General features: G+C 44.8%; 23 protein-coding genes. 13 read left to right on the top strand and 10 right to left on the bottom strand.

Going from position 1 to position 26,910, the window contains the following annotated elements:
- Positions 1-405: 405 nt before the first annotated feature.
- The 6 genes from AC58U0_RS35670 (at position 406) to AC58U0_RS35645 (ending at position 7,341) form a co-directional block, all read left to right on the top strand.
- Complete coding sequence (locus AC58U0_RS35670; RefSeq protein WP_497383431.1) at positions 406-1,242, top strand: electron transfer flavoprotein subunit beta/FixA family protein; 837 nt, start codon at positions 406-408, stop codon at positions 1,240-1,242.
- Positions 1,243-1,303: 61 nt separating this feature from the next.
- The gene (locus tag AC58U0_RS35665) at positions 1,304-2,446 is read left to right on the top strand and encodes an electron transfer flavoprotein subunit alpha/FixB family protein (RefSeq protein WP_497383430.1); all 1,143 of its coding nucleotides are present in this window, start codon (positions 1,304-1,306) and stop codon (positions 2,444-2,446) included.
- Positions 2,443-3,753, top strand: a complete 1,311-nt coding sequence (locus AC58U0_RS35660) for an FAD-dependent oxidoreductase (protein WP_057306460.1) — start codon at positions 2,443-2,445, stop codon at positions 3,751-3,753. Before AC58U0_RS35665 ends, AC58U0_RS35660 begins: the two co-directional genes overlap by 4 nt.
- Positions 3,732-4,037, top strand: coding sequence for a ferredoxin family protein (locus AC58U0_RS35655; RefSeq protein ID WP_029198044.1), 306 nt, complete (start codon positions 3,732-3,734; stop codon positions 4,035-4,037). The genes AC58U0_RS35660 and AC58U0_RS35655 overlap by 22 nt, the downstream gene beginning before the upstream one ends.
- 147 nt (positions 4,038-4,184) lie before the next feature.
- Positions 4,185-6,380 (top strand): alpha-galactosidase, encoded by a 2,196-nt coding sequence (locus tag AC58U0_RS35650; RefSeq protein ID WP_497383429.1) that lies wholly within the window; start codon positions 4,185-4,187, stop codon positions 6,378-6,380.
- 445 nt (positions 6,381-6,825) lie between these two features.
- Positions 6,826-7,341, top strand: a complete 516-nt coding sequence (locus AC58U0_RS35645; protein ID WP_497383428.1) for a DinB family protein — start codon at positions 6,826-6,828, stop codon at positions 7,339-7,341.
- Between the two features lie 35 nt (positions 7,342-7,376).
- Here the strand turns inward: AC58U0_RS35645 and AC58U0_RS35640 are convergent, their stop codons facing one another.
- A complete protein-coding gene (locus tag AC58U0_RS35640) occupies positions 7,377-7,604 on the bottom strand; it encodes a hypothetical protein (protein ID WP_029198041.1) in 228 nt (75 codons plus the stop codon).
- A 201-nt stretch (positions 7,605-7,805) separates the two neighbouring features.
- A complete protein-coding gene (locus AC58U0_RS35635) occupies positions 7,806-8,606 on the bottom strand; it encodes an AraC family transcriptional regulator (RefSeq protein ID WP_497383427.1) in 801 nt (266 codons plus the stop codon).
- A gap of 135 nt (positions 8,607-8,741) precedes the next feature.
- Between AC58U0_RS35635 and AC58U0_RS35630 the strand changes: the two genes are divergently transcribed.
- A complete protein-coding gene (locus AC58U0_RS35630) occupies positions 8,742-9,518 on the top strand; it encodes a sugar phosphate isomerase/epimerase family protein (RefSeq protein WP_497383426.1) in 777 nt (258 codons plus the stop codon).
- A gap of 24 nt (positions 9,519-9,542) precedes the next feature.
- The gene (locus AC58U0_RS35625) at positions 9,543-10,562 is read left to right on the top strand and encodes a Gfo/Idh/MocA family protein (RefSeq protein WP_497383425.1); all 1,020 of its coding nucleotides are present in this window, start codon (positions 9,543-9,545) and stop codon (positions 10,560-10,562) included.
- 121 nt (positions 10,563-10,683) lie between these two features.
- Here AC58U0_RS35625 and AC58U0_RS35620 read toward each other — a convergent pair whose 3' ends face one another.
- Complete coding sequence (locus AC58U0_RS35620; RefSeq protein ID WP_497383424.1) at positions 10,684-12,795, bottom strand: LTA synthase family protein; 2,112 nt, start codon at positions 12,793-12,795, stop codon at positions 10,684-10,686.
- A 244-nt stretch (positions 12,796-13,039) separates the two neighbouring features.
- Here AC58U0_RS35620 and AC58U0_RS35615 point away from each other — a divergent pair, with 244 nt between their 5' ends.
- Complete coding sequence (locus tag AC58U0_RS35615; protein WP_373462750.1) at positions 13,040-13,900, top strand: YitT family protein; 861 nt, start codon at positions 13,040-13,042, stop codon at positions 13,898-13,900.
- Here AC58U0_RS35615 and AC58U0_RS35610 read toward each other — a convergent pair.
- Positions 13,897-14,595 (bottom strand): LuxR C-terminal-related transcriptional regulator, encoded by a 699-nt coding sequence (locus AC58U0_RS35610; RefSeq protein WP_497383423.1) that lies wholly within the window; start codon positions 14,593-14,595, stop codon positions 13,897-13,899. The two genes, AC58U0_RS35615 and AC58U0_RS35610, sit on opposite strands and share 4 nt — an antisense overlap.
- A gap of 14 nt (positions 14,596-14,609) precedes the next feature.
- The gene (locus AC58U0_RS35605; protein WP_497383422.1) at positions 14,610-15,968 is read right to left on the bottom strand and encodes a sensor histidine kinase; all 1,359 of its coding nucleotides are present in this window, start codon (positions 15,966-15,968) and stop codon (positions 14,610-14,612) included.
- Positions 15,969-16,262: 294 nt separating this feature from the next.
- Here AC58U0_RS35605 and AC58U0_RS35600 point away from each other — a divergent pair, with 294 nt between their 5' ends.
- The gene (locus AC58U0_RS35600; protein ID WP_497383421.1) at positions 16,263-17,015 is read left to right on the top strand and encodes a CPBP family intramembrane glutamic endopeptidase; all 753 of its coding nucleotides are present in this window, start codon (positions 16,263-16,265) and stop codon (positions 17,013-17,015) included.
- Positions 17,016-17,101: 86 nt separating this feature from the next.
- Positions 17,102-18,082, top strand: a complete 981-nt coding sequence (locus AC58U0_RS35595) for an aldose 1-epimerase (protein ID WP_497383420.1) — start codon at positions 17,102-17,104, stop codon at positions 18,080-18,082.
- A 76-nt stretch (positions 18,083-18,158) separates the two neighbouring features.
- Here the strand turns inward: AC58U0_RS35595 and AC58U0_RS35590 are convergent, their stop codons facing one another.
- Positions 18,159-18,542, bottom strand: a complete 384-nt coding sequence (locus AC58U0_RS35590) for a YmaF family protein (protein WP_497383419.1) — start codon at positions 18,540-18,542, stop codon at positions 18,159-18,161.
- Positions 18,543-18,602: 60 nt separating this feature from the next.
- Positions 18,603-20,690, bottom strand: coding sequence for an LTA synthase family protein (locus AC58U0_RS35585; RefSeq protein ID WP_497383418.1), 2,088 nt, complete (start codon positions 20,688-20,690; stop codon positions 18,603-18,605).
- Positions 20,691-20,914: 224 nt separating this feature from the next.
- Between AC58U0_RS35585 and AC58U0_RS35580 the strand changes: the two genes are divergently transcribed.
- Positions 20,915-22,306, top strand: a complete 1,392-nt coding sequence (locus AC58U0_RS35580; RefSeq protein WP_497383417.1) for an MFS transporter — start codon at positions 20,915-20,917, stop codon at positions 22,304-22,306.
- Positions 22,307-22,367: 61 nt separating this feature from the next.
- Here AC58U0_RS35580 and AC58U0_RS35575 read toward each other — a convergent pair whose 3' ends face one another.
- Positions 22,368-23,012 carry a DsbA family oxidoreductase gene (locus AC58U0_RS35575; RefSeq protein ID WP_497383416.1) on the bottom strand — a complete coding sequence of 215 codons (645 nt, stop codon included), beginning with the start codon at positions 23,010-23,012 and terminating at the stop codon, positions 22,368-22,370.
- Positions 23,013-23,064: 52 nt separating this feature from the next.
- The gene (locus tag AC58U0_RS35570; protein ID WP_497383415.1) at positions 23,065-23,886 is read right to left on the bottom strand and encodes a helix-turn-helix domain-containing protein; all 822 of its coding nucleotides are present in this window, start codon (positions 23,884-23,886) and stop codon (positions 23,065-23,067) included.
- 124 nt (positions 23,887-24,010) lie between these two features.
- Between AC58U0_RS35570 and AC58U0_RS35565 the strand changes: the two genes are divergently transcribed.
- Positions 24,011-26,038, top strand: a complete 2,028-nt coding sequence (locus AC58U0_RS35565) for a beta-galactosidase (protein ID WP_497383414.1) — start codon at positions 24,011-24,013, stop codon at positions 26,036-26,038.
- Positions 26,039-26,606: 568 nt separating this feature from the next.
- Here the strand turns inward: AC58U0_RS35565 and AC58U0_RS35560 are convergent.
- The coding region (locus AC58U0_RS35560) for a hypothetical protein (protein WP_497383413.1) at positions 26,607-26,910 on the bottom strand (304 nt) is incomplete at its 5' end.

Genomic DNA, 26,910 nt, shown 5'->3' with positions numbered 1-26,910 from the left:
ACCTTCTAGATAAGCCAGGACTGCTTCTAGTTTCTCCTCGGTTGAGTATTTAGCCAAAAAAACTGCACCTCCAATTGTTAGACTGTGTCTAACAATTGGGGTGCAGTTCACATCGACTCAGATCCTTTTTTTGTGGTTCGCCCAGCATGGGCATTCGGAGCTCGACGCCGCCTGCAACTCAATCGCTTGGCGATATTGGTAAGATTATTTGGAGCGTTGGTCTAAAGTAAGTGTCATGTTAAGAAGCTTCTCGCATATATTGTGTTAGGTTATTAACTTTTAAAAAAGAGTGAAAGCGATTTCGGTTCGTCATTTTAAGTGACAAAATTCACAATGATGACAAGCTTAGATCCGTTTGCTGTCGAATGTGCAAGCAAGTTTTCCAAGAAATAGGAGGGTGCAGAGATGCTGCATATTGTCGTTTGTATCAAGCAGGTACCTGACTCTAGAGAAATTCGCATTGACCCCAAAAATAATACGTTAATTCGCCAAGGTGTCCCTAGTATCGTGAATTTCTATGATATGCATGGGCTGGAAGAGGCGCTCCGTATTAAGGATGAACAGGGTGCGAGGATTACAGTAGTAACCATGGGACCTCCGCCTGCGGAGAAAGGTTTAAAGGAATGCATCTCCCTCGGGGCAGACGATGCTGTCTTAGTGACGGATCGCGGCTTCGCGGGAGCGGACACGCTGGCGACTTCGTACGTTGTTGCCCGAACCATCCGTAAAATTGCTGAAACGTGGGGACCGGTAGATATCGTTTTTTGCGGCAAACAAACGTTGGACGGCGACACGGGGCAAGTTGGGCCTGGCGTCGCATGCCGATTGGATTTGGAACAGCTTACTTATGTAAACAAAGTCGCCAGTGTGGATGAAAAGCGGAGAAAAGTTCGTGTGCATCGGCTTTTGGAAGATGGCATTGAAGTCGTTGAGACAAGCATGCCGGTGCTGATCACGGCGCTGAAGGAACTGAATAAGGTGAGACGAGCATCGCTGCCTGGCATGATTCGGGCTGCACGCTATAAGCCGACTGTTTGGACGACAGCTGATTTTCCGGATCTTGAAAAAGCGAAAATCGGGCTAAAAGGCTCACCAACGATCGTAGCCAAAACTTGGGTGCCGGAGGTTAGAGCGGTTAAAACGCATATGATTGCGTTTGATTCGCCAGAAGCAGCGGCAACTCAATTAGCTGATCAGCTCATGACGAAAGAGATGCAGACTTTATTGGACTGGTCTTCGTGAAAGTTAAGCATGTGTACGACTTAAACTCTGAATCACCGTTATGGGAATGGAGGAAGACACGATGACAAATGAACAAACACAGGACCAGCCTGAAGCGCCGATGCCCGATTGGTCGGCTTATCGGGGGGTATTGATCGTTGTAGAGCAGCGAGATGGAGCTGCGAAGAAGGTCTCCTGGCAGCTTCTAGGCGAAGGCAAGAAGCTGGCCGCGAAGCTTGACGCGCCGCTCATGGCGCTCGTCATCGGCGAGAATGTGGGCCACCTCGCCGATGAAGCCGTGCATTACGGCGCGGACAGGGTGTACTTATGCGAAGCGCCCGAGCTTCGCACCTACAGGACTCGGCCATACAGCCGAGTCTGCTTGAAGCTGATCGAGGAAGCGAAGCCCGAGATCGTGCTGTTCGGCGCGACAGCGACGGGCCGCGACTTGGCAGGCGCGATAGCGACGCACCTGCCGACGGGGCTGACGGCCGACACGACGCAGCTCGACGTGGAGCCGCCGCCGTCCAGGCTGCTGCTGGCCAGCCGGCCCGCTTTTTCCGAGAAGATGATGGCCACCATCCTCTGTAAGCAGTACCGGCCGCAGATGGCGACGGCGCGCGCCGGGGTGTTTCAGGCGCTGCCGAAGGACGCGACACGCCAAGGCGAAATCATTCGCATCGAGGCGACGATGCGCGAGGAAGAGATAGCCGCGCAGGTGCTGGACTTTCTGCGCGAAACAGGCAAGCTCAATCTCGAGGATGCCGAGATTATCGTGGCAGGGGGCCGTGGACTAGGCGGGCCCGATGCTTTCGGGCTGCTCGCCGAGCTAGCGGATGCGCTCGGCGGCGTCGTTGGCGCATCGCGTGCCGCGGTCGATGCGGGCTGGATCGGGCATGAGCACCAGGTTGGTCAAACCGGTGCCACCGTAAGGCCGAAGCTATACTTCGCCATCGGCATTTCCGGTGCTGTTCAGCATACCGTAGGTATGAGCCATGCGGATGTAGTCGTGGCGATTAACAAAGACGAGAAAGCGCCAATCTTCCAATTCGCTCATTACGGCATAGTAGGCGATATGTTCAAAATTGTTCCTGCCATTACGAATGAGATAAGGAAGCGTCGAACTTTATTTGGCATCCAACTCCCAAGTACCGAAAGCTCCTTGCCGTCCGACGATTCGAAGACAGGGGTTAACGTGGCCCTCGAGAGGAGTGAAGCCAAGTGAACGAGAAATTTGACGCGATTGTTGTTGGCGGTGGTCCCGCGGGTGCAGCAGCTGCTTTGACGATGGCACGTGCAGGATTATCCGTTGTTTTGTTGGAGAGGGGCGAGTTCCCCGGTGCCAAAAACATTTTCGGAGGCGTCCTGTACCGTAAGCAAATCGAAGAGCTAGTTCCCGAATTTTGGAAAGAAAAAAACTTTCCCATGGAGCGTTACATTGTGGAGCAGCGCATCTGGATGATGGGCAAAGAATCCATGGTCACCTTCGGGCACCGCAATGAGGCTTACAAGGAGCCTTACAACTGCTTTACTGGACTGCGGGTTAAGTTCGATCAGTGGTTCGCGGACAAAGCCGTTGCTGCTGGGGCTATCCCTATTTACGAAACCGTAGCACTTGATGTGATACGTGAAGGTAACAAGGTCGTCGGTGTCCGTACCGATCGAGATGACGGCGATTTGTACGCCGATGTTGTCGTCATTGCCGATGGTGTGAACTCCTTGCTCGGAAAGGCGATGGGCATTCACAAAGAGTGGATGCCGGACGAAGTTTCGTTGGCTGTAAAAGAAGTAATCGCACTTCCTAGGGAGAAAATCGAAGACCGATTCGGACTCGAAGGTGACGAAGGCGTTACGATTGAGTTCATGGGCGAGACCTCGCTGGGTATGGCAGGCATGGGTTTTCTATACACGAATAAAGAAACCATTTCACTGGGCGTAGGCGTTATGGTCAATCATTTGCGGGACAAAAAGGTGAAGCCATATGCGGTCCTCGATGCGGTTAAGCAGCACCCTATGATTCGGAAATTGATTCAAGGGGGGGAAACGAAGGAGTACTCCGGACACTTGATTCCTGAGGGTGGCTTTCACTCCATCCCGCCGTTGTCGGGAGATGGCTGGTGCGTTTGCGGGGATGCCGCGCAGTTAATTAACTTTGTACACCGAGAAGGAACGAATTTAGCCATGACCTCTGGTCGACTGGCTGGCGAGGCGATTGTCGAGGCCAAAGCGCAAAGCGACTTTTCCGCTGCTTCACTCAAAGCCTACGACCAAAAAATTCGCGAATCCTTTGTCCATAAAGATTTACAGAAATACAAAGGCATGCATCAATTCCTCAAGGAGCAGGACCCTGAATTATTGTTCGACAAGCTGCCCAGAGCGCTGAATGAAGCGGCTTACAACATGTTCCTTGTGGATGGGATTACCAAAGCGGATAAACAAAAAATGGCCATGAAGCTCATCAAAAATGCCGCGGGCGGTACGGTAAACCTGATGAAGCTAGGCTACAAAGGATGGAGGGCGATGAACGGATGAGCCAAAGTGACATTTCAGATAAGCTATTTACCATTCGTTATAAATGCGATGATAAGTCGCACCTCGTAATCAAGGATACACAGACTTGTTTAAATTGTGTAACGAAGGATTGCAATTATTTCTGTCCCTCGGACGTTTATGAATGGGAAAAGAAGCTCAAAATTACCACCGTTGCGTTTGAAAATTGTATCGAATGCGGGACCTGCCGAATTGCATGTCCATCCTACAATATTGATTGGGTTTACCCCAAGGGCGGTTATGGCATGACTTATAAATTTGGCTAAAAATGAAAATACGAAACGGAGCTAGGGCTATTTCGAGCCTTGGCTCCGTTTCTATGCATTTCAAACTACATTCCTCCATATGTAGGTGCTAATCCTCCATAGTTTTGTTCGCGAATGGATATGATAATAGGAGGTAGGAGGGATATCATGCGAATTACATTTGAACCAACACAAGGACTATTCCATTTACAAAACAAGCAAATGAGCTATGTTATTCAACTAATCAAATCCGCTTACCCAGCTCATGTTTATTGGGGACGCCCCATCCGATCAGGTCAATTGGCTTCGATCCTACAATTTCAGGAGAGATGTTCGTTTTCACCAAATCCTGTTCCAGAAGATCGCAGCATTTCTTTCGATACATTGCCTCAGGAGTACCCGGCATACGGTACAAGTGATTATCGGGAGCCAGCATATCAAGTTGCTCTTCCTGATGGTTCTACCATTTCTGAGCTCATCTATGACAAGCATCGAATCTACCAAGGAAAACCGGTGCTCGAAGGGCTTCCTGCGACATATGTAGAGCAGGATGATGAAGCGGAAACATTAGAGCTTGAACTCGTTGATTCAGTCATTGGCTTACGCGTCATTCTTACTTATACGATATTCGAGCATCATGCAGCGATGACTAGATCGGTGCGTTTCGTAAATGAGGGATCTGCTGAACTAAAGCTGCTTCGAGCGCTCAGTATGAGCCTGGATTATCAGCATAGCGAGTTTGATCTTCTTCAGCTTTCAGGTAGTTGGGTTAGAGAAAGACATATCGAGAGAAGACCCTTAGCTCCAGGGAAATTGACCGTTGAAAGCCGCCGCGGATCGAGCAGTCATCAGCACAATCCTTTCATTGCACTTCTTTCCAAGGACGCCAATGAAGATCATGGCGATGTGTATGGTTTCAGCCTTGTTTATAGCGGCAATTTCGCTGCCCATGCAGAGGTTGAGCCGTATGGTTCAGCACGTGTATCGATGGGGATTAATCCATTTGATTTTGGCTGGTTGCTTGAGCCGGGACAACAATTTCAAACGCCTGAAGCCGTAATGGTTTATTCAAACGCTGGCTTAGGGGACATGTCAAGAACCTATCACAAGCTTTACCGAACTCGGCTTTGCCGCGGTGAATTCCGTGATCGGACAAGACCTGTGCTTGTGAATAACTGGGAAGCAACCTATTTTCAATTTAATGCGGATAAAATCGAAAGCATCGCTAGCGCCGGCAAGGAGCTTGGCATCGAGTTATTCGTTCTTGACGATGGATGGTTCGGCAAAAGAGACAGCGATAACAGCTCCTTGGGAGACTGGGTCGTTGATAAGGCCAAACTGCCGGGTGGACTGGAGGATCTCGTCTCCAGAGTCAATGGGATGGGACTTGAGTTTGGACTGTGGTTTGAACCAGAAATGGTTTCTCCAGACAGTGACTTATACCGAAAACACCCAGACTGGTGCCTGCATGTACCGAATCGTAGACGTACAGAAGGTCGTCAGCAATTAATATTGGATTTTTCACGTTCAGATGTTTGTGAAGCGATCACGAAAATGATCCGTGATATCCTCAGCAGCGCGCCGATTACTTACGTCAAATGGGACATGAACCGTAATATGACCGAAATTGGTTCCGCTGCGCTGCCACCAGAAAGACAAAGAGAAACCGCTCATCGCTACATTCTTGGTCTATACCAAGTTCTTGAAACTTTGACGACCGAGTTCCCGCATATCTTGTTCGAGAGCTGCTCCGGTGGCGGTGGTCGGTTTGACCCAGGTATGTTGTATTATATGCCGCAAACGTGGACAAGCGATAACACGGATGCAATCTCCCGTTTGAAAATTCAGTATGGAACGAGCATCGTTTATCCTGTAAGTACAATGGGATCGCACGTATCCGCTGTACCTAATCACCAAGTTCACCGTGAGACATCGTTGGAAATGCGCGGCGATGTTGCGATGTCCGGTAACTTTGGTTACGAACTTGACCTAACTAAGTTTACCGACGAGGAAAAAGAAATCGTCAAAAAGCAAATTGCCGATTATAAACATATCCGGCCACTCGTCCAATTCGGCGACATGTACCGCCTACTCAGTCCATTCGAAGGTAACGAAACTGCTTGGATGATCGTTTCTGAAGACAAGGCTCAAGCTTTGGTCGCTTACTTCCGAGTACTCGCCGAGCCTAATGCGCCTCTCAAAACGCTGCGGCTCAAAGGTCTCAACCCATCCTTCGATTATCAAATCGCAGGCTTGCAAGGTGAGTACCCCGGCGACCATCTGCTTTACGCCGGCCTTCCAGTCGCTGGTCTCCATGGAGACTTCCAAAGTAAAATCTGGCTGCTCGAACATAAGCCATTATAGACAGTTCAAAAACGCTGACTTCTTCAATGAGGTCAGTGTTTTTTTCAGGAATATGATAGATAACTTATTTGTTCGATGTTGTAGGTCTCTATGAACACTATCCCTTTAGCTCAGATAGCTAGATTCTGGAGGTGTGCGAACCAATCTCTCCTTGACTCAATTAGAAGTGATTCCTGGGCTTGCCTTGATTATTCCCGAGAAGTGCAAGTGCTCTGGGAATGCCATGGAAAGCCCCGATCGCACCATCCCCTGGGATCAAGGCTTTTTCACAGATTTGTAGATATCACAGAATGGCCTTTTTGAAAAAGTAGTAGAGGTTGGAAACCACTGAAAGCTATAGGGGGTTTAGATCTAGCATTGAGCTGGGTTCATATTTGTTTCGGTTTACGTTATGATAAGGATATACATAATTTCTATTTTTATCACGAAGGGAGATTCATTCGATATGCTGCAGCGACCTGGTAGTGAAGAATACTCACCATTTTTTACTGGCTATATTAGTCAAGTTCCTGAAGGCGACTATCTGTCCTTTTTGCACAGCCAATTAGACGCTGTCATCGCTTTGTTTTCACCGATTAATGATGAGCAAGGACTTTATCGATACGAGCCGGGGAAGTGGAGCTTGAAGGAAGTATTGGGGCACATGACGGATACTGAGCGGATTATGAGTTATCGGATGCTGCGTATTGCTCGTGGAGATACAACGAATTTACCAGGATTTGATCAGGACTTATTTATCAGCCATACTTCCTTCGACGAATTGTCTATGGAGGATTTGTTAAACGACTTTCAAGCTGTAAGGCAAGCCACATTTACTCTGTTGAAAACAATTTCAGAAGCAGCCTGGTCGCGTAAAGGGATAGCAAATAACAATGAAATCTCTGCACGTGCGCTAGCCTATGTGATAGCCGGTCATGCTCAGCATCATCTTGGCGTCATCCAACAAAAATACAATGACTAAAAAAACGAGAAGTCCTCAGGACTTCTCGTTTTTTTTTAGTAAAGGGATAATGCAAGGGAATCGCGTTCATTAAAGGAATGGAGAATCGCTTCACAACCTACGATCTCAATACTAATGATAGAGTCTAAGCATTTCTTAATCGTTGCTCTTCCTTTGGTCACTTTAGCTTCAAGTGCGGATTTCAATAAATTGAATTTCTTTTTATTTTTCTCATCTGAGTAGACTGGCACGGGTTTGTTGTGAATTGTAATAAACATTTTCATCATTTTTCACCATCCTAGGAATTGGATATAAGATTAGCATATATGAATATTATTAAATTAACCTTAAAATAGTTTTACAATTTTGAAACAAAACCAAATATTTCTATGTATTTCTACTTCTCATAAGAATATACGTATGAGAGAGAAGAATTGTTTCATACTTAGATAGCATTTCTTGAAATATTTGTGAATTCGATGATTTTAATTTTGCTGAGCATTTTGGCGAAAAAGCTTGGGGGATGTCCCAAATCTATGTTTAAATGCTCGATGAAAGTAGGGGTAGCTGCCAAAACCGCAGCTTAGAGCGATTTGCTCCAGGGACATGGAACTATCATGCATGCGTTCCACGGCACTGGCTAGGCGCACTTCAAGCGCATATTGGATCATGGTTTTGCCAAAGCATTCTTTGAACAAATGAACCGCGCGGGAAACGCTAAGTCCAACATGGTTGGCAACATCATCCACTTTAAAAGTAGCCGTAGCTTGTGCTTCAATGAACCTTTTCATACGAGTTCCGGTAAATGGGCGCCCTTGTAAAGAGACGGTTTCCGTAGCTGCACGCTCTACATATAGGCAAAGGGCTTGCAGCAAATAGCCGCTAAGCTCGTGGTTTTCTTCTTCCATTCTTCGCTTCTCAAGAATAAGCTGCCGCCAAAGCGAAATTAAGCGAGCATCTAAGTCGATGCGCGTACAAGTTTGCTTGAGGCTGCGTTTCCACCACGCATCGATCCAAGCGCCTTTACAGAATACATAATAGTCGCCACTGGCTATTTTACTGCTTGGTTGATCCCACTCGTTTTCAATACGAAGTTCATAGGGGTCTCCCGGTTGAAAAAGGAGTAAATGACCAGCTTCCACTCGCTGCATAAGGCCATCCACTAGAACCTCGGAAGTGCCTTCAGTTTGTAAACGGAAAAGATAAGAATTAAGACCTGATTTGGTACTCACATTAAACGGTTCCATATGAAAAGAATAGCCGCAGGTTAAGACCTCAGTTTCCATTGTATTCACCTTTCATAGCCAAATAAGAGATGTTTTGATTATATCGTGAATGGTCACATAAGGCTATGATCCATTATACTAATTCTATCGTGTTCGATTTATCAAAATATGGATGATAAGAAAAGAGGAGAACAAATGGGACGTTTAGGAATTGGTCTGCAATTGTATACATTAAGAGATGATATGGAGAAAGATCTGGAAGGCACACTTCGTCATGTAGCGAAGTTAGGATATGAAGGCGTAGAATTCGCAGGGTATTACGGTAAGCCTGCTGCCGAACTTAAACAGCTGCTGGATGAGCTGGGTTTGAAGGCATTTGGCAGTCACGTGAGTTTAGAGAGATTTCGTAAAGATCTGCAGGGAGAGCTTGACTACCTAAAAACAATCGGAGCGAAATACGCTATTTGCCCGTATGTTGGTGCAGAAGAACGCGATTCAGCAGATCAATGGAAAGCACTAATTGCTGAATGCCAAGCGATTGCCGTAGAAACGAATAAACAAGGTTTGCAATTCCTTTATCACAATCATGATTTCGAATTTCATTATAAAGTGAATGACGAGTTCGTCTTTGATGCGATGTTTGCCAAAACAGGTGAAGATGCAATTAATGTAGAGATGGACGTTTGTTGGGTTCAATTCGCTGGTCAAGATCCACTTGCCTACATAGCCAAATATATGGGCCGTTTACCGCTGCTTCATTTCAAAGATTTCACGAAAGATGCAGAAGGTAAATTAGTAACACTAGAACTGGGCTTAGGCGATGTTCCTTTGGAAAAAGTGATTAAAGCAGCTGAGCAAGCAGGCGTGGAATGGCTTGTTGTTGAGCAGGATCACTGCCAGAAGCCACCGCTTACAAGTGTAGAGAACAGCTTGAACTGGGTAAAAGAGCATTACACGAATGTTCATAACTAAGAATTAGAAGGAGCTTAATTAAACATGAGTAAAATTAAAGTGGCCGTGGTAGGTTGCGGATCTATAGCTAAACATAGACATATCCCGGAATATGCTTGGAATTCAAATGTTGAACTCGTTGCTTTCGTAGATCCTGTTCTGGAGAGAGCGGAGCACTTTGCGCAGCTGCATGGCGGCAAAGCATATAGCAGTTATACCGAAATGTTGAAGCAGGAGAAAGTGGACGCTGTTAGTGTATGTACACCAAACTTTCTACATGCTGAAGTATCCATTGCGGCTGCAAATGCAGGCGCTCATGTACTAGTTGAGAAGCCAATGGCTTCAACGGCAGAAGAAGCAGAGGCAATGATTGAAGCGGCAAAGAAAAATGGCGTGTTTTTGATGGTTGGTCACAACCAACGACTAATGCCTCCACATGTCAAAGCCAAAGAAATTTTGAACTCCGGCAAATTAGGTAAAGTGCTGACATTCCGTACATCTTTCGGACATCCAGGTCCGGAAGGATGGAGCGTCGATGGACGTGAAAGCTGGTTCTTCCGCAAAGAAGAAGCAACAATGGGTGCGATGGGCGATCTTGGCGTACACAAGTCGGATTTAATTCGTTGGTTGCTTGCTGATGAGGTTGCACAAGTGGCTGCTTTCGTGGGGACCCTGCATAAAGAAGGTACGGATGTTGATGATAACGCGACTTGTTTGCTTCGCATGAAAAGCGGCGCAACGGGCTCATTAGTCGCTAGCTGGACTTATTATAAAGGTCAAGACAACTCAACCGTGTTATGGTGCGAGAATGGTGTCATCAAGATTGATACCGATCCGAATGATCAAGTCATCGTTGAGCTTCGTGATGGTACGGTTGAACGTTATAAAGTCGGACAAATCGCAACGAACGAGAAACAAACGCATAGCGGTGTAATCGACGAGTTCGTTACGAGCATACTGGAAGGTAAAAAGCCGCGTATTTCCGGTGAAGAGGGGCTTCGTTCCTTGCAAGTCATCCTTGCTGCCTTTGAATCCGAAGCAACAGGAAAAATTATCTCCCTGTAATCTAGGTCATACGAGAAAAGAGAAGCTCATCCATTCGTGGATGGAGCTTTTCTTTTTTCCTAATAAGAAAAGACCCCTTATTCTCAAGTTAGAGAAAAGGGGTCTTGGCGTCCAACTAAGCTTAACGTCCGCCTATTTCGATAGGCAGGGTGTTCGATTTACCAACGATAGTTTCCTTCGAATCTTTCACATTCACTTGAATGTCCCAGATTCCAGACTTGAGTAAATGGCCTTCGACCTTGGCAGTCAGTGTATGTTCATCTTGCCATGTGCTTGGGACGGCTTTGCCATTTAAGGTAACATAGCCAAGGGCTGGGATATTGCTTCCTCTGACCGTTAGCGTTACACTTGAACGTCCAGATAGATCCTGCGTATCAGATTCGACTTTATCAAGCTGGATCGGTCCAAATCCGAGCATATACTTGGAATCTATAATGGGAACTTTATAATCCTTGTATGCATGCCGATCGCCGAAAATGATATCATACTGCAAAGTCTCGTAATCCTTAAGGTCCTGCTCGTTAATATTCATTGCCTCATAATGATCCTTCGGTGGTATGATAGGGATCTTTTTTGAAAGTTGACTTAAATAATCGGTATAATAGCTGCCTTGCTGTTTGGATAATTCTATAAGATAAGGACCTAAGAAAGAAGGACTAATATTTAACGTATCTTTGCGCTCATGGTCAAAATTGTTCCAAACAACGAGCGGAACGCTGTACATCTTTTTCAAGAAATCGGGATCGTCTTTGCCGCTAATATACTTCGTGTCAATGTAAGTGGCATAATCATCACCAAGGGCCGGTAAGTGGTCTCCCCAGAAAGCAATAATCGTTGGTTCACCCTTTTTCTCGTAGTACTCAACTAATTCCTTCAGCATGTTATCTGAGGCGCTAATGCCTTGGGCAAGCGTTTCAAGCATACCTTGAGAAGAAGGAGACATATTGCCAGTAACATCGATTGTATTTTTTGGGAACTTACCTGGGAAAAAGTGAAAATGGTTTTCCATCGTGTTGGCAAATATGAAATCGGGTCCATCACTTTGGTCCGTCGCATGAATAATATTGGCAGCAACTTCGCTGTCTGCGATATAAGGACCTGAATAGTTAGGCTTAAAATATTCGATTGGTATATACTTGGAGAAGCCAAAGTATTTATATATTTTATTACTGTTGAAATACCAGTTGTAGAAAGGACTTATCGCCGTTGATGTGTAGCCTTGTCTGGCATAAATACTTGCCAAAGAATCTACTTCATTCGTAAGGAATTGATTGTAGGCTATAGACCCTTGCGGTAGGAAACGCATGGAGTTGCCGGTTAAAACCTCGAACTCGACGTTAGCTGTACCCCCGCCATATTGCGGTGAGAGCATCGTACCGCTTGTCCCCGTTTGCTGCAGCTTATGGAAGAAAGGAATCGGATCGCGGCTGAATTCCACACCTTTAATGACGGTTGGATCCCAGAATGCCTCACTTAACACGACAATAACGTTTGGTTTTACATGATTGTTTGGATCCCCAGCTTTAATCGGCTTAGGTGTATTACTGACAATTGCTTCAACAGCTTTATCATCATAACCTTCACGTTTATCGGCAAACATCGACTTCGTATTCAGAAACGATGCTAATGCGTAGCCGTTCGTTTGGGTATTCTCAACTTGGTTCCATACGGATGCTTGGATACCGCACCATTTCTGAATCGGAAGGGGGAGATCCGTGTAAACCGCAGACAACATAGCAATCGCAATTACAGCAAGGATTCCACGTTCTTTTAGTGCAACCTTTTTCGAGAATAAGGTCGTGCGATATAACAAAAAATAACTGGCTGCTAGGAAAAGTAAAAGGATTATCAAAATTTTGAAGCTTAGAATATTCGAGATGTATTTCACCATATCCGACGCTTCGCCGGCCAAGACGATGTCCCAGGGTGTCAAAGGGACACCTAATATTTTCAACTTAACGCCACTTACGAGAGCCAAGGTAAGAAGAATACCTGAAATGACCCAATAGGCAATTCTAGTTCTGCCAATCATGGCGATGAACAATAATAACATGCTGAAGACGATCCACTCATTGAACAGCAGTTCAATCAGATGCTTGTAACTCCAAGTAATCATTTCTATATAATGCCCGCGGCTCAAAATTTCCATGATCAATACAGGAATTAAGGCAATTAATAATAGTGGCAATCGTTGCCGGGTTAGTAGCAATAAGCGATTAATGTGCTGGTTCATATATGTCTCCTATGACTTTCAAATTAAGAAATTGTAAATGATAACAGCCATCATTATACCACGGCCGACGGTAATATTCGATGGTATTATATCTAACATTTTTTATAATAAAGTATTAAAGGAAAGGCTGAATTTGCAGGAAAAAGGTGGTTTTGTCGAGAAATGTATGTATAGAAGATAGAGAAACGGAGGGGATTGTATGGCGGAGGAACAACTTCAATATGTGAAAAAAGCGACAATGCAAATGCAGCATCGTAGAATGACCAAGAAGGCTTTACTTCGACGCAGCGTGTTTTTATTCTTAGGTGCTGTGCTTATGTCAATTGGATTAGAGATTTTCTTAGTCCCTAACAAAATTATTGACGGAGGCATCACGGGGATATCGATCATTTTATCTTATCTAACCAATATTCAAGTCGGGATATTTTTGACTTTATTAAATCTTCCATTCCTGTTTATCGGATATAAATTAATAGGTAAAACGTTTGCCTTATCAACGCTTTTCTCAATTCTGGTAATGTCCACAGGCACGTATCTGCTACACCCCGTGAAAGAGCTAACCAATGACCCTTTGCTTGCAGCTGTATTCGGCGGCATTATTCTCGGTATTGGGGTAGGAATGGTTATTCGTTTCGGGGGGTCACTCGATGGTACAGAAATTGTTGCGATTCTTGTGTCCAAAAAGATTCCATTCTCCGTAGGCGAGATTGTGATGTTTTTCAACCTATTCATTTTAGGCAGCGCAGGGTTTGTCTACAGTTGGGATCGTGCGATGTATTCCCTAATCGCTTATTTTATTGCTTATAAAATGATTGATGTAACCATTGAAGGGTTTGATGAGTCGAAGTCCGTGTGGATCATCAGTGATAGCTTCAGACAAATAGGTGAAGCTATTCTGGACCGCTTAGGGCGCGGTGTCACATATCTCGAAGGGGAAGGCGGCTTCACGGGAGATAACAAGAAGGTCATCTTCTGTGTAATTACGCGGCTGGAGGAAGCGAAGTTGAAATCCATCGTGGATGAGCTCGATCCTGCAGCGTTTCTCGCAGTTGGCAATATCCACGATGTCAAAGGCGGTCGATTCAAGAAGCGGGACATCCATTAGTCCCCTTTGCCGTCTCCGTTAGTTTTATTTCCTCGTTCAAACAAACCCAAGTCTCTGATTTTCTGTGCGGCATCTTTGCTGCTCGGACTACCTAGTTTCTTCAAAATATGCCCCACATGAATTTTGACGGTACGCAATGATATGAAAAAACGGTTAGCAATTTCTGTTTGCGTATGCCCTTGATCAATCATCTCCAGTACCTGAAGCTCTGTAGGTGTGATTAGATCGCTGACTTCTTTGACTTTGAATTGGTGCTCTAACCGTTTGAGCCTGCGGAATTCCTCTCTCATCTGTTCAGCTACTGCCGCGTTAATGGAAGACTGACGTGCATGTACGGCTCTAATAATGGAAGGAAGCTCTTCGAATCGGGATTTGATCTGGTAGTCAATAGCACCGGCTTGAAAGGAACGGAAGATGAAATCTTTCTCCTCCATCGAGGTAAGCATAATGACTTTAGCTCCCCAAGATAAGAGCGCTTGTTCAGCAAGTCCAATGCCCGCGGGCTCATCTTGCAGCATGATATCCATAAGAACAACATCGGCTGCCGGTTCCGCATTAGCAAATAGTTCTCTTGCTTCTTCTACGGTTGATACCGTGCTCACGACACTCAAATCTGGCTGACGATTTAAATAGGCTTTAAGGCCGCGAAGCCAGTCAAGGTCATCCTCAACAATCAAAATATGAATTGGTTCCAAGTAGTTATCCCCCTTTATTTCTTTTGCCTGTTGCCGGGGAAGGTTAGAAACACACTCGTGCCTTTCCCTGGCGCACTGCTTAACTCCAAGGCCCCTCCATGTTTCTTCATGACACTGTAGCAGTAAGCGAGTCCGAGTCCAAAGTTGCTATGACTGCCGCTTTTGGTCGTATAAAACGGTTCTAACACTTGCTTCAGCACAGATTTCTCCATCCCTATTCCGCTATCTCTTATTTCCAAAATAATGTTCTTTTTAGCATGAAACGCTTTAATTGTAAGATCGCCGCCTTTGGGCATGGCTTCTACCGCATTCATGAGTATATTCGTTAATGTTTCCGCAATTTGAATAGGATCTAATTGAAGAATTAAGTTCTCAGGGATGTTCTGGTTCACCTGGATTTTACTTAGGTAAGGTTCAAGTGGAAGAAGAACTTTATGAATAAGCTCATCTAAATCGACTGAAGATTCCCTAAGTGGGAGTTCTTGTGTTTGTTCGTGTACTCGGCTAATCATGTCACGGATATGCATGGAAGCCCCCATAACTACATCGATGTCCTGCATAAGTTCTGGCTGATTCGTTTCCTCAGCATGTTGTTTCATTTTCTCGAGGAACAAACGCATTTTCCCAACATCGTTCTTTATCGAATGGTTTAAAATCGCGGTTCCCGATGTGATGGCGCGGAGGGTCGAGTCCAGCTTGCGGCGTTCGATGAGCAAACGCATTCCGAGAAAACCGTATTTGAAAAAGGTGAATACGAAAAAAGGCACAACGAAAGCAAGAATCCATACGTGATAGACCCACATACGGTAAAAACCGAAGCTTGGCATAACGTAATTAAGTATGCCTACACAAAGGATAGGCGGAAGGAGGGCTAAGCAAGTGAACAAATGAGTCCGCTTCATAGCCGGAAGCCGCTCTCTTTTGACCACAATAAGTACAGCACCTATGAAGATATAAGGAACAACCCAGGAGGTTACGATGGGAAAGTCAATGGGCATTTCCTCGGTATAACTAGCTGTGAATAGGATGCAGGCAAGCGGAGGAATAAGTAGTCCTATTGGCAGCCACGTTTGAATGACCGGTTTCTGCCAGGATGCGTTATATCTCAAAGAAAGCATGGCAAATGAATATGGCAAGCCATAGTAAGATATCAGCGAGCTAATGCCCATGACACGATAAAGTAGAGCACTAATGGATGGGTTGGGTACTGTTTGCTGAATATAGGGGATAAAAGTTTCGGACAAAACGGCAGCAAGGGCGCCAAATCCACCGGTAAAAGCAATAGCGCTCATCCAGCGCATCGTACTAGATCTTGGATCTACCATGACAAGCCCCAACGCGATGATCCAGAGTGCAAATAGAACAAAAAGCATGTTTCCTCCGTCAAATAAATCAGATGTTACTTCTATTGTGGCATGGAGCCAACATTTGCACAAGAGCTTCCTTTCCTTCGCAAGTTGGCAGGAAATAGGTGATTATTCGCGAATAAGTGGTTTAGAAGGGAGTGGAACCTTATCGAGGAAAAGAAGCGAAAGTCCTTATCCATTCTGATGATTGTGGGTAAAGTACTCTTAACCCTCGTTTTCATTGTTGTGATTACCGTGCTCTTATCAATCGCAGCCGCGGTTATAGCGATTCTGAGGCATCCTGCTTCTCAGGAGCTAAGTATGGCAGGAGTTGCTGGAGATCCATTCTTTATTAAGGCAGCTTTATGGGCGCAAATCATTGGTTTTATTAGCGGGGTTATTCTTTCTTATGCCATTTTCGAAAGACGAAAAGGCTGGACACTGGGACTTCATACACATATGCTTGGTAGTAGATTCGGAGAAGGCTTCGCTGCAGGCGCTTTATTCATTACGATCAGCAGTGCAGGAATATGGCTGCTGGGTGGGATTAAGATCGTAGCGTTGCAATGGACAGGAACGCTCGGACTCGAACTGACGTGGGGGTTTTTACTCTTCGTAGGGGTTGCTGTTAATGAAGAGTTATTTGCACGCGGCTATTTACAAGGACTGGTGAAGGTAAGGTTCGGCACCATATCTGGCATAACGGCTTCGACCGTTGTATTTGCCTTTTTGCATACATTTAATCCAGGTATGTGGAATTCGCCGCTTCCAATCTTGAATTTACTTCTAGCAGGCCTATTGTTTGCCATAAGTCGGGAGTACTCCGGCGGTCTGTGGATGCCGATAGGCATGCACTTGTCTTGGAATTTTTTTCAGGGTTGTATCCTTGGATTCGAAGTTTCCGGTACACCGATGTCATCGCTCATAAAGACCGAGATACAGGGAGCTTCATTTATTTCAGGAGCGGATTTTGGGGCTGAAGGCAGCTTGGTCACGACAGTTATTCTAGTAATTGGGATTGTTTTGATATACTCATACTATCGAAGACGTGCTCAGCAAATGCGAATGAATTAAGTAATGCTTAAGTATAAAAGAACGTCATGCTACTGCTTAAAACGCAAGAATTAACTGCTTATGTAAAATACGAAGGAGGATTCAATATGAGTCAGTACGAGATTATCAGCAGCGAGTGGGACGGGGAGTCGACCCTGCGCCTAGTCGACCATCATGCACAGGCCGAGGCCGAAGTCATCCCGGCCGTCGGATTGCATCTGTTCCGCTTCGATGTGCGGAACCATGCCTACATCGCGAAGCCAGACAGCTTGGCTGAGCTTCGCGTGAAGTCTTCGCGCTACGGCGTGCCCATTCTGTTCCCGCCGGGGCGCGTCAAGCTTGCGGCCTTCTCCTTCGAAGGCCGCGAGTACCGGCTCCCCGCGAATCGGGAGCCGGACCACGCCCACGGCGAGCTGCGCGAGCGGCCGTGGAAGGTCATTGCCAGCGGCGCGGATGCCGCTGGCGGGGCGTTTGTCTCCGCGGAGTTCGACTTCGCGGAGCATCCGGACATGCTGGCGTATTATCCACACGCCGCATGCTTTCGCTTCACGTACCGTCTGAAGGCCGGTACGCTGTCGCTCAGCGGTGAAATCGCCAACCGTAGCGGCCAAACGATGCCGCTATCTCTCGGCTTTCACCCGTACTTCGCGTTCGCGAAGGGCGAAGCGGGCCGCGTGCGGGTGGTAATCCCCGCGGCGGCGGAGTGGCCGCTCAGCGCGGATGGCTACGCGGCGGCGGAGCCCGCGTCTTCGCCGCTCACTGCGGCGCTGAAGCAAGGCACGCTCGTCACGGAGCTGCCGAATTACCCAGGCGGCTCGCAGATGCTCAGCATCGAGCCGGGCCTGCAAACCTGCGAGCTTCAGTATGAAGCTCGGGGGACTAAGCTCGTGTACAACATGGGAGACAAGTTTCCCATTCATGTACTATTCACAGCGCCGTGGGCCGAAGCTGTGTCGCTTGAACCTTATACGAGTATCATGAACGTATTCAACGAGCCCTTTGCACCTGAAATTTCGGGTGCCCAAGGCTTAGCAACGGGAGAATCATTCAAATTTCAGTGGTCCATCCATATTGAACCTTTGCAGTAGCATACCAAAAAGAGTCAAGGGAAGGCATATCAGCCTTCGTACTTGACTCTTTTTCTATTTCCATTTCATGAATGACTCACCATGGCTCATAGCTAAGACCAACGGATGAATAACCAGCATAACTGTGCCGGTGCAGCTCCTGAATAAGACCTTCTATTTGTTTTGATTTAACCAATGCACCTCCAAGCGAGGTGTTATAAGCATTCAGCTCGACAGTGCCATCAAGTAAATGAAAGTGAGTGCCATCCTGGAGCGCTATGGCAGGCCCTGTCGTACCATAAAAAGCATGGTAATGGCCATACCGGATCCCGGAAATGCCTTGGTATTGATGTGCGTGATTGTCATAAGCCGTACCGTTTACACTAAATGTATATAGTCGTAATAGGTGATGATGGTTTAATTCTTCTGATGTTATAACTTTAAAGAAATGAACATGAGCAGGTGGGATACGTGGGTGCATGACAAACCCCCTCGGCTACAGGATATGCTTCATCCTATTCGAGGGGGGCTGGAGTCATGACTAGGGGAGTGGATAAAGGTTAGATTGGCCGATCTTCATCTTTTTATCATCATAAATACGCACTTCGACTTGATGAGGCTTCCCAGGATCTAAAGGCGGGTTCTCCGACAGATCGACATAAAGTGTATCTTCACCGTCGAAATTGGATTTAAATGCTAAGCCATCAATATAAACATTGCAGGAGGAGTAAAAGGGCTTACCAACAACCTGAAGTTTGTGTTCACTTTGAATCACCTTTGTTATAACAGGATCGCCGTACCCCAAGGTGTAGCCTGGTTGTACAATCGTGTTTTTAAACCCTTTAGCTTCGTACCCATAACGACCTCCGAATAAATTATCGTATTGAAGCTTCATATAGTCGGAGAGATCACTTTCTTTGATTTGATATTTGTCCCACATCTCATTTGGCGGAATGACAGGAATTTTTTGCGACAATGCGTAGAGATAGTCTGTGTAGTAACTGCCCTGAACACCAGCCATTTGAAGAACCTTAGGGCCTAGAAAGGAAGGACTCATTTTTAAATCCATTTTTTCTTGATCCGCTGGCAGGAAATTGTTCCAAATCAAGAAAGGCGTGTAATGTGTCTTTGTATACAAATCGGGATCATCAGGAAGGACATATTTAGCATCGCGGTAAACCTTATAGTTTTCCTCGAAAAAAGGTAAGTGATCTCCGAAAAAGAGAATGATCGTTGGCTCGGACTTTTTTGAGTAATAGTCCACTAGGGACTGAAGCGCTTTGTCAGTACCCGAGATCCCCTGGGCGTATGTCTCTAAAATACCTTTGGATTCAGGTGTAATATCTCCTTTCACTTCAATCGTATTTTTGACGAATTTCCCTGGTTTGAAGGGATGATGATTCTCCATCGTGTTCGCAAAAATAAAATCAGGCCCCTGACTTTTCTCTGTTTCCTCAATAATCTTCTTTACAACGGCTCGATCCGCATAGTTCGGGCCTTCAAAGTCATTTGGGAAAAATTCACTAGCTATGAAACGTGAAAAACCAAAATGCTTATAAACCTTTCTGCTGTCGAAGAAATAGCTGAAGAACGGGTTAATCGAGGTGGCAGTATACCCCTGTCTAGTCGCAATACTAGCTAAAGAGTCCACACCATGATTCATATACTCTATGTAGGGTAATATTTTATCGGGTGATTTCCCAAAGAATCTCATGGAATTACCCGATAAGACTTCAAATTCAACATTTGCAGTGCTGCCTCCGAATTGCGGAGATAACATCCAACCGCTGGTATACGATTTCTGCAGCTGATGTAAATTCGGGATAGGATCTCGACTAAACGAGATATTTTTCATAATCGTCGGATCCCAAAAAGATTCTCCGAGCATCACAATGATGTTTGGCTTTTTGTCACTTGCTGGTTTTCTCTCAGGAATCTGCTCAAGAATGGTGGTTACGGCTTTCTTACTATATTCCTCAGGTTTTACGACCTTGAGAAAACCTAGCATTTGTACAGAGGAATACAAGTATCCATTCTCGTCGTACGTAATCGTTTGGTCCCAAGGCACCGTATAAATGCCGTATAAATTCATGAAAGGGATAGGCTTGTCCGTATATAGACTAGTCGCCATAATGATGGCAATGACAGCATAAATACTACGTTCAAACCAAGTGAATTGGATACGTTGATGCAGCAAAATCAAATGAAATAATAAAGCAATTATCGCGAGAAAAATGGCGACAGTACCCAGTATTCTAAAATTGAGATACCCTTGCAAAAATGCTTTGTACTCAACAATTTGATTATTAAATACGAGGTCCCAAGGATAATATGGCGCTCCAATAGCTTTTAATTTACTGCCGCTTATTGCTCCGAGAGGAAGCAAGATTGCACAAAGAATCCCAAAGGATAACCGACTTAGACCAGTTAATGCAATAAGGAACAAATACATAGTACCGACAACAAAGTAGGCAAGAACCATTGAAAGCGGGTGGGACATGACCCATTTATGAAGTTCTTCATAAGAGCCTCTTTCTAAGTATTCAACCATGCCCATAAGTAGAAAAGGTAAAACAACAATCAAAATGCGAGAGGGTACATGCTTAAGTGTTTGAAGTAAATTAGTCATTCTTATAACTCCTGTTCTATATGAGCCAGTTCCATTCGTCCATTATCTTATATTATCGAAAAAGATGAAAGATAGCCCTTGACAGTCCTAACTATAACATTTATTATTACAGTTAATTGTTATGAAAAATATTACAGTTAGTTGATTGTAATTGTTTTTTCCAGTCAATATAAGAAACGCTTATGATAAGATGGCTGGAGACATATAAAATGGAGGTGGAAACCATGCAGCATGTTGCTACGGCAACAGACATGACACAAGAAAAGGTTATAGATGCCAAGAAGGCTGTGCCATGGATTATTTTTCTTATTTTTTTCGCGGTGTTAAACGAAACTGTTTTTAACGTTTCCACGCCAGCGATCGCCAAGCAATACGCGATTACCCCGACAGGTGTGAGTTGGGTACTCACCACATTTATTATCTTCTTTGGGATAGGCTCAGTTATTTATGGCCGCTTATCCGATATTTTTAGCTTGAAAAAGCTAATAGTTGCAGGAATCTTCATTTATAGTGCAGGTTCCGCACTGGGCTTTCTTTTTCAAGCTTGGTACCCGGCCGTCATTTTTGCCCGCGCGGTTCAAGGTGCAGGCGCATCAGCTATTCCGGCATTAATCATGGTCGTGGTAGCTAGATACTTTTCTCCTTCGGATCGGGGGAAAATATTCGGAATTTTAACATCTACGGTATCATTTGCTATTGCAGTAGGTCCCGTTGTTGGAGGATTTGTCTCATCAACCTTGCATTGGACTTATCTTTTTATCATTCCACTATTTACACTGATTTCAATTCCTTTCTTCAGACAGATTTTACCTGAGGAGAAGCGCAAAGAAGGAAGTGTTGATATTCTTGGTGCGGTTCTTGTTGCTTTTTCCGTAGCGGGTATCACAGTATATTTATCATTCCCTAATTGGTACTATTTGGCCGCGAGTGTGGTCTTATTCATTTGGTTCGTTGCTCATATTCGCCGAGCAAAAGAGCCATTTATCGAGCCTGCCTTGTTCCGTAACAAGCTGCTTCGTGGCGGTTTGATCGTTGGTTTTCTGGTTTTCTGTACAGTGATGGGTATTATGTTTGTTATTCCTTTGATGCTGGCGACTGTCAACGACTTGAGTACAAGTATGATCGGTCTCATCCTGTTCCCTGGTGCCATTTGTGCTGTTGTGTTTGGAACAATCGGCGGTAATTTAGCTGATAAGAAAGGAAATAACTTCGTTGTGTACATTGGAATGGGGCTTCTGTTTGTAAGTCTCGCGGCTATTGCCCTCACGGTAGGTCATTCTCCTTGGCTCATTTCAGCAGCATTGCTTCCCACTTATGTTGGTTTTTCCTTTATTCAAACTGCTTTAGCTAACCGTGTTTCCTTGACGTTGGAAGTGCATGAGACGGGGGTAGGAATGGGCTTGTTCAACCTCATTTCGTTTATCTCAGGCGCGGTAGGAACGGCACTTGTTGCCAAACTGTTAGATGGCGGCATGATGGAGTTTTACAAGAATCCGGTTTTAAATACGATAAAAGCTGTACCGTATAGCAATCTACTCCTTATTTTTGCCGTAGTAGTGATTATAAGTGCTTTATTTTACAAGCAAATATTTGGGAAAAAACCATACACTGCTTAATTCATTCATGTAAAAAAAACCGACTAATTCTCAATCATGAGAAAGTCGGTTTCTGTTTGTTTTAAGCTTCTTCTCCCGTTTGTTCCTCACTGATTTGCTGTAAGGCTTGCAGGAATGTTGCCGATGGTTGTGCGCCAGTAAGTGCATATTTACGATTGATTACGAAAAAGGGAACGCCCGAAACTCCAGCTTGTCTAGCAAAATCAAGATCATCCTCGACCTGCTCTAACCCTTCCTGTGCGCTTAAACGAGTGGAGGTTTGTTCCCGATTCATGCCGAGTTTCTCAGCGAAATCAAGCAAAACATCCACATTCCCGATATCTTTTCCATCTTCAAAGTAAGCTTTAAACAAATCATCCACAAGATCTTTTTTACGATCTTCGGGTGCGATAGCGATGAGCTGATGCGCCTTTAATGTATTTGGCATCATCTCAACTTTTGAGAAATCGAAATGTAATCCCGACGCTTGACCAGCCTGTGTAACCTGCTGCAGCATGCCGGTCAGCTTCGCCTCGTCTGCTCGTACCTTTTGAAGCATAACATCACGGAAGGGTGATCCCTCAGTAGGTGTTGAAGGGTCAAGTTGGTAAGCACGATAGTGGATTTCAACAGGCTCCGATGTAAAATTGGCTAACGCATCAGTCAAATTCTTTTTACCGATACGACACCATGGGCAAACAATATCTTGAAATATTTCAATAATCATAGATTAGACTCCTTTGATAAAATAATAGTAACTATATTTTTATTATAGCACACTAATTCATTTGCCTGAACCGCTCAGGTGTCAGTCCGACATGCTTGCGAAAACTCGCCACAAAGTGGCTTGTATCTCGGAACCCTACCTGCTCAGCCACTTCCTTGACGGTCTGATTCTGCTGTTTCAACAGCATCTCTTTAGATTTGCGAAGACGCATCATAATTAAATAGGAATAAGGGGATAGCCTAAAGGCATGCTGAAACAGTGTATTCATGTGTCTAGGCGTTATCTTTAGGATATCAGCCATTTCTTCAAGTCCGATATCAGGATTATCGTAGTGACTTTCAAGCCAAATCAATAATGGCTGCAGTTGGACCATCTGATTGCGAATAGAGGCGCGGTTATTGATTTGTCCATGCTTTTTTAGCTGAATTAGAAAGTGATACAAATCCGCCGAGGCTTCATACCCCGAATATTCGAGTGCTGCATCCATATTGGCTATAATTCGTCGTATTTCCACTTGCAGCGGACCTTCCTCATCCCAACGAAAAATAGCAGACTCCCTCAAATCAAAAGAACGAAGAATGGCATCTGCACAAGTCCCTCCAAATGTGACATATTGCGTACACCATTGTTCAGTTACAGCCCAATAAGAATGAGGTACACCCGGAAGCAATAATACCCCTGAACCTCTTGTTAAGCGAAATTTTTTCCCATCCATAGTGAATTCCCCTTCACCAGCATAAGTTTGCAGCCAATGGTAACTAGGAAAACCTTCAGGTCTTACTAACTTTTCTTGATCCTCATGGTGACCAATGCTTTCAATAAATAATGGAAACGGTTGCGCAGTTGAAGGCATTAATTCATATCTTTTATGCATTTTTCACTATCCTGTTCCATTTTATTATATAAGGTGTAAGAATATTATATTTTAAGCCTGACAAAAATCCAATACAATGTACTTATTCTTATACTAATTATCAAAATAAAAAAGAGGTGCCAACTTGATAAATAAGCAACTTCCCAAAATTTGGTATGGTGGAGACTACAACCCAGAACAATGGGACAAAGAAATAATGAATGAAGATCTACGGATGTTTAAACTTTCAGGGATTGATGTTGCGACCTTAAATGTTTTTTCGTGGGCGCTCTCACAACCAAATGAAGATACCTACGACTTTACATGGCTGGATGAAATTATCGACCGTCTTTATGAGAATGGAACCTATGTATGTCTAGCCACAAGTACAGGTGCTCATCCTGCATGGATGGCTCGTAAATATCCAGATGTATTGCGAGTTGATTTCGAGGGGCGTAAACGTAAATTCGGAGGACGGCACAATTCCTGTCCAAACAGCCCAACCTATCGTAAATATTCAGAACGTATTGCAGAAAAGCTTGCTGAACGCTACAAAGATCACCCAGCAATTTTAATCTGGCACGTTTCTAATGAGTATGGTGGCTATTGTTACTGCGATCACTGCGCGGACGGCTTCCGAAATTGGCTCAAAGAGAGATATGCAACACTTGACACCTTGAATAAAGCATGGAATACGGGTTTCTGGGGTCATACCTTCTATGAATGGGAAGAAATTGTTCCGCCAAATGCCCTTTCCGAAGAAAGGGGAGGTGATAGAACCAACTTCCAAGGAATATCACTCGATTACCGCCGTTTTATGTCGGATAGTTTGCTGGATTGTTACAAATTAGAATATAACGCCATTAAAAAACATACACCTGACCTACCCGTAACAACAAATTTAATGGGGCTTTATAAAGAATTGGACTATTTTAAATGGGCAAAGCATTTGGATGTTGTCTCTTGGGATAATTATCCTTCCCTTGATACACCTGTTAGTCTAACGTCTATGACCCATGACCTTATGCGCGGCTTGAAGCAAGGACAGCCATTCATGCTTATGGAACAAACGCCAAGCCAGCAAAATTGGCAGCCTTACAATTCGCTCAAACGGCCTGGTGTTATGAAGCTTTGGAGCTACCAGGCTGTGGCTCACGGAGCGGATACCGTGTTGTTTTTCCAGCTACGACGATCAGTAGGTGCATGCGAAAAATATCACGGAGCTGTCATCGAGCACGTTGGGCATGAACATACTCGGGTGTTCCGCGAATGCGCGGAACTAGGGTCTGAATTGCAAAAACTCTCAGACAGTCTACTGGACACTAGAATCAACGCTCGGGTCGCCATCGTTTTCGATTGGGAAAATCGCTGGGCCATTGATCTATCCAGTGGACCGACCGTTGCACTCAACTACGTGGATGAAGTCCACAAATATTATGACGCTCTTTTTCAGCAAAATATTCAAGCCGATCTAATAGGAACAGACACAGATCTATCGGACTATGACATCGTTATTGCACCCGTGCTGTACATGGTGAAAAAAGGCTACGCGAAGCGGGTGGAGGACTTCGTCCGCACAGGAGGAACCTTCCTGACGACATTCTTCAGCGGAATAGTCAATGAGAACGATATCGTCACACTTGGCGGTTACCCTGGTGAATTGCGCGAGGTACTCGGAATATGGGCAGAAGAAATCGATGCGCTTTTCCCAGATCAAAGCAACCAAATCGTGCTAAAAGAACAATGGGGAGCACTCAGCAGTGAGTACCAATGTGGACTGCTATGTGACTTAATCCATTCAGAAGGAGCCGAGATAAAAGCCGTCTATGGAAGTGATTTCTATCAAGGAATGCCAGCACTAACCGTAAATAAATTCGGGGTAGGTCAAGCTTGGTATGTTGCTACTAGTCCTGAGCCATCCTTTTTACAGGGGTTTCTAGCTAATTTGTGCAAAGAAAAAGGGATAACAGCCCTAATTCCCCCAGTTCCTGGAGTTGAAATTTCACAAAGAACCAATGAAAATAAAACATATTTGTTTATTCTAAATCATAATGATCAACCAGTTAACGTAGATTTAGGAACCTTAAATGGAACGGATTTAATAGTAGGTCAACCAGTAACCAATACCGTTACACTTTCAGCAAAAGGTGTTCTCATTCTATCAATAAGTTGATGATATTCTTCTATAAGTTTTCGGGAAATAACCTCAGTCTCAAGACAGAGGTTATTTTCATTTATGAAATTTTATATATAGCAGCAATGCAACATCGTCGATCTCGGCATAAACGCGGCCAATTTTAGTAAAATCACCTTGAAAGGGCAGGATAGCCAAATGACAATAAATTATATTGTTGTTTTGATACTTTCAGCTACTGCGAGGAAAAGTCAGCCCAGGCTACTCGTCAACAAAACGTAAATTCTGTGGTATCTACAATAAGTGGAAATGTAATAGTTTAAACAAAAACCAATAGCTAACAACCTGAAGCTAACAACCTACAACCAACAGCTAAAAACCAACAACCAGCAACCAACAGGCAACAAGTGAAAATCAAAAACCAGCAGCCAACAGCCAACAGGCAACAGGCAACAGCCAACAGCCCAAAGTCACTAACCACCAACCACCAACCAACGAACAACCACCAACCACCAACCACAACCAACCAACTATCAATAACCAACAATAACTAATAATAACTGATAATAACTGATAATCAGATCTGATATCTGATTACAATATCAAATTAAAGTAATTCCTCCAATATGTATCCAACAACACCAACGACACCAACGACACCAACACCACCAACACCACCAACATCGACTACACCACCGACTGCACCAACACCACCAACAACATCAACAAAAACACCAACACCGACAACATCGACAACATCGACAACATCGACTACACTACCGACTGCACCACCACCACCAACAACACCGACAACACCGACAACACCGACAACACCGACAACACCGACAACACCGACAACACCGACAACACCGACAACACCGACAACACCGACAACACCGACAACACCGACA

The sequence above is a fragment of the Paenibacillus sp. J31P190 genome (assembly GCF_059692075.1).
This window is presented reverse-complemented; position numbering and strand designations above follow the sequence as displayed.

What these genes read in the sequence shown, in the direction of transcription:
- AC58U0_RS35670 (WP_497383431.1), top strand. Translation starts at nt 406, where the DNA reads ATGCTGCATATTGTCGTTTGTATCAAGCAGGTACCTGACTCTAGAGAA.
- AC58U0_RS35665 (WP_497383430.1), top strand. Translation starts at nt 1,304, where the DNA reads ATGACAAATGAACAAACACAGGACCAGCCTGAAGCGCCGATGCCCGAT.
- AC58U0_RS35655 (WP_029198044.1), top strand. Translation starts at nt 3,732, where the DNA reads ATGGAGGGCGATGAACGGATGAGCCAAAGTGACATTTCAGATAAGCTA.
- AC58U0_RS35650 (WP_497383429.1), top strand. Translation starts at nt 4,185, where the DNA reads ATGCGAATTACATTTGAACCAACACAAGGACTATTCCATTTACAAAAC.
- AC58U0_RS35645 (WP_497383428.1), top strand. Translation starts at nt 6,826, where the DNA reads ATGCTGCAGCGACCTGGTAGTGAAGAATACTCACCATTTTTTACTGGC.
- AC58U0_RS35640 (WP_029198041.1), bottom strand. Translation starts at nt 7,604, where the DNA reads ATGAAAATGTTTATTACAATTCACAACAAACCCGTGCCAGTCTACTCA.
- AC58U0_RS35635 (WP_497383427.1), bottom strand. Translation starts at nt 8,606, where the DNA reads ATGGAAACTGAGGTCTTAACCTGCGGCTATTCTTTTCATATGGAACCG.
- AC58U0_RS35630 (WP_497383426.1), top strand. Translation starts at nt 8,742, where the DNA reads ATGGGACGTTTAGGAATTGGTCTGCAATTGTATACATTAAGAGATGAT.
- AC58U0_RS35625 (WP_497383425.1), top strand. Translation starts at nt 9,543, where the DNA reads ATGAGTAAAATTAAAGTGGCCGTGGTAGGTTGCGGATCTATAGCTAAA.
- AC58U0_RS35620 (WP_497383424.1), bottom strand. Translation starts at nt 12,795, where the DNA reads ATGAACCAGCACATTAATCGCTTATTGCTACTAACCCGGCAACGATTG.
- AC58U0_RS35615 (WP_373462750.1), top strand. Translation starts at nt 13,040, where the DNA reads ATGCAGCATCGTAGAATGACCAAGAAGGCTTTACTTCGACGCAGCGTG.
- AC58U0_RS35605 (WP_497383422.1), bottom strand. Translation starts at nt 15,968, where the DNA reads ATGCTTTTTGTTCTATTTGCACTCTGGATCATCGCGTTGGGGCTTGTC.
- AC58U0_RS35600 (WP_497383421.1), top strand. Translation starts at nt 16,263, where the DNA reads ATGGCAGGAGTTGCTGGAGATCCATTCTTTATTAAGGCAGCTTTATGG.
- AC58U0_RS35595 (WP_497383420.1), top strand. Translation starts at nt 17,102, where the DNA reads ATGAGTCAGTACGAGATTATCAGCAGCGAGTGGGACGGGGAGTCGACC.
- AC58U0_RS35590 (WP_497383419.1), bottom strand. Translation starts at nt 18,542, where the DNA reads ATGCACCCACGTATCCCACCTGCTCATGTTCATTTCTTTAAAGTTATA.
- AC58U0_RS35585 (WP_497383418.1), bottom strand. Translation starts at nt 20,690, where the DNA reads ATGACTAATTTACTTCAAACACTTAAGCATGTACCCTCTCGCATTTTG.
- AC58U0_RS35580 (WP_497383417.1), top strand. Translation starts at nt 20,915, where the DNA reads ATGCAGCATGTTGCTACGGCAACAGACATGACACAAGAAAAGGTTATA.
- AC58U0_RS35575 (WP_497383416.1), bottom strand. Translation starts at nt 23,012, where the DNA reads ATGATTATTGAAATATTTCAAGATATTGTTTGCCCATGGTGTCGTATC.
- AC58U0_RS35570 (WP_497383415.1), bottom strand. Translation starts at nt 23,886, where the DNA reads ATGCATAAAAGATATGAATTAATGCCTTCAACTGCGCAACCGTTTCCA.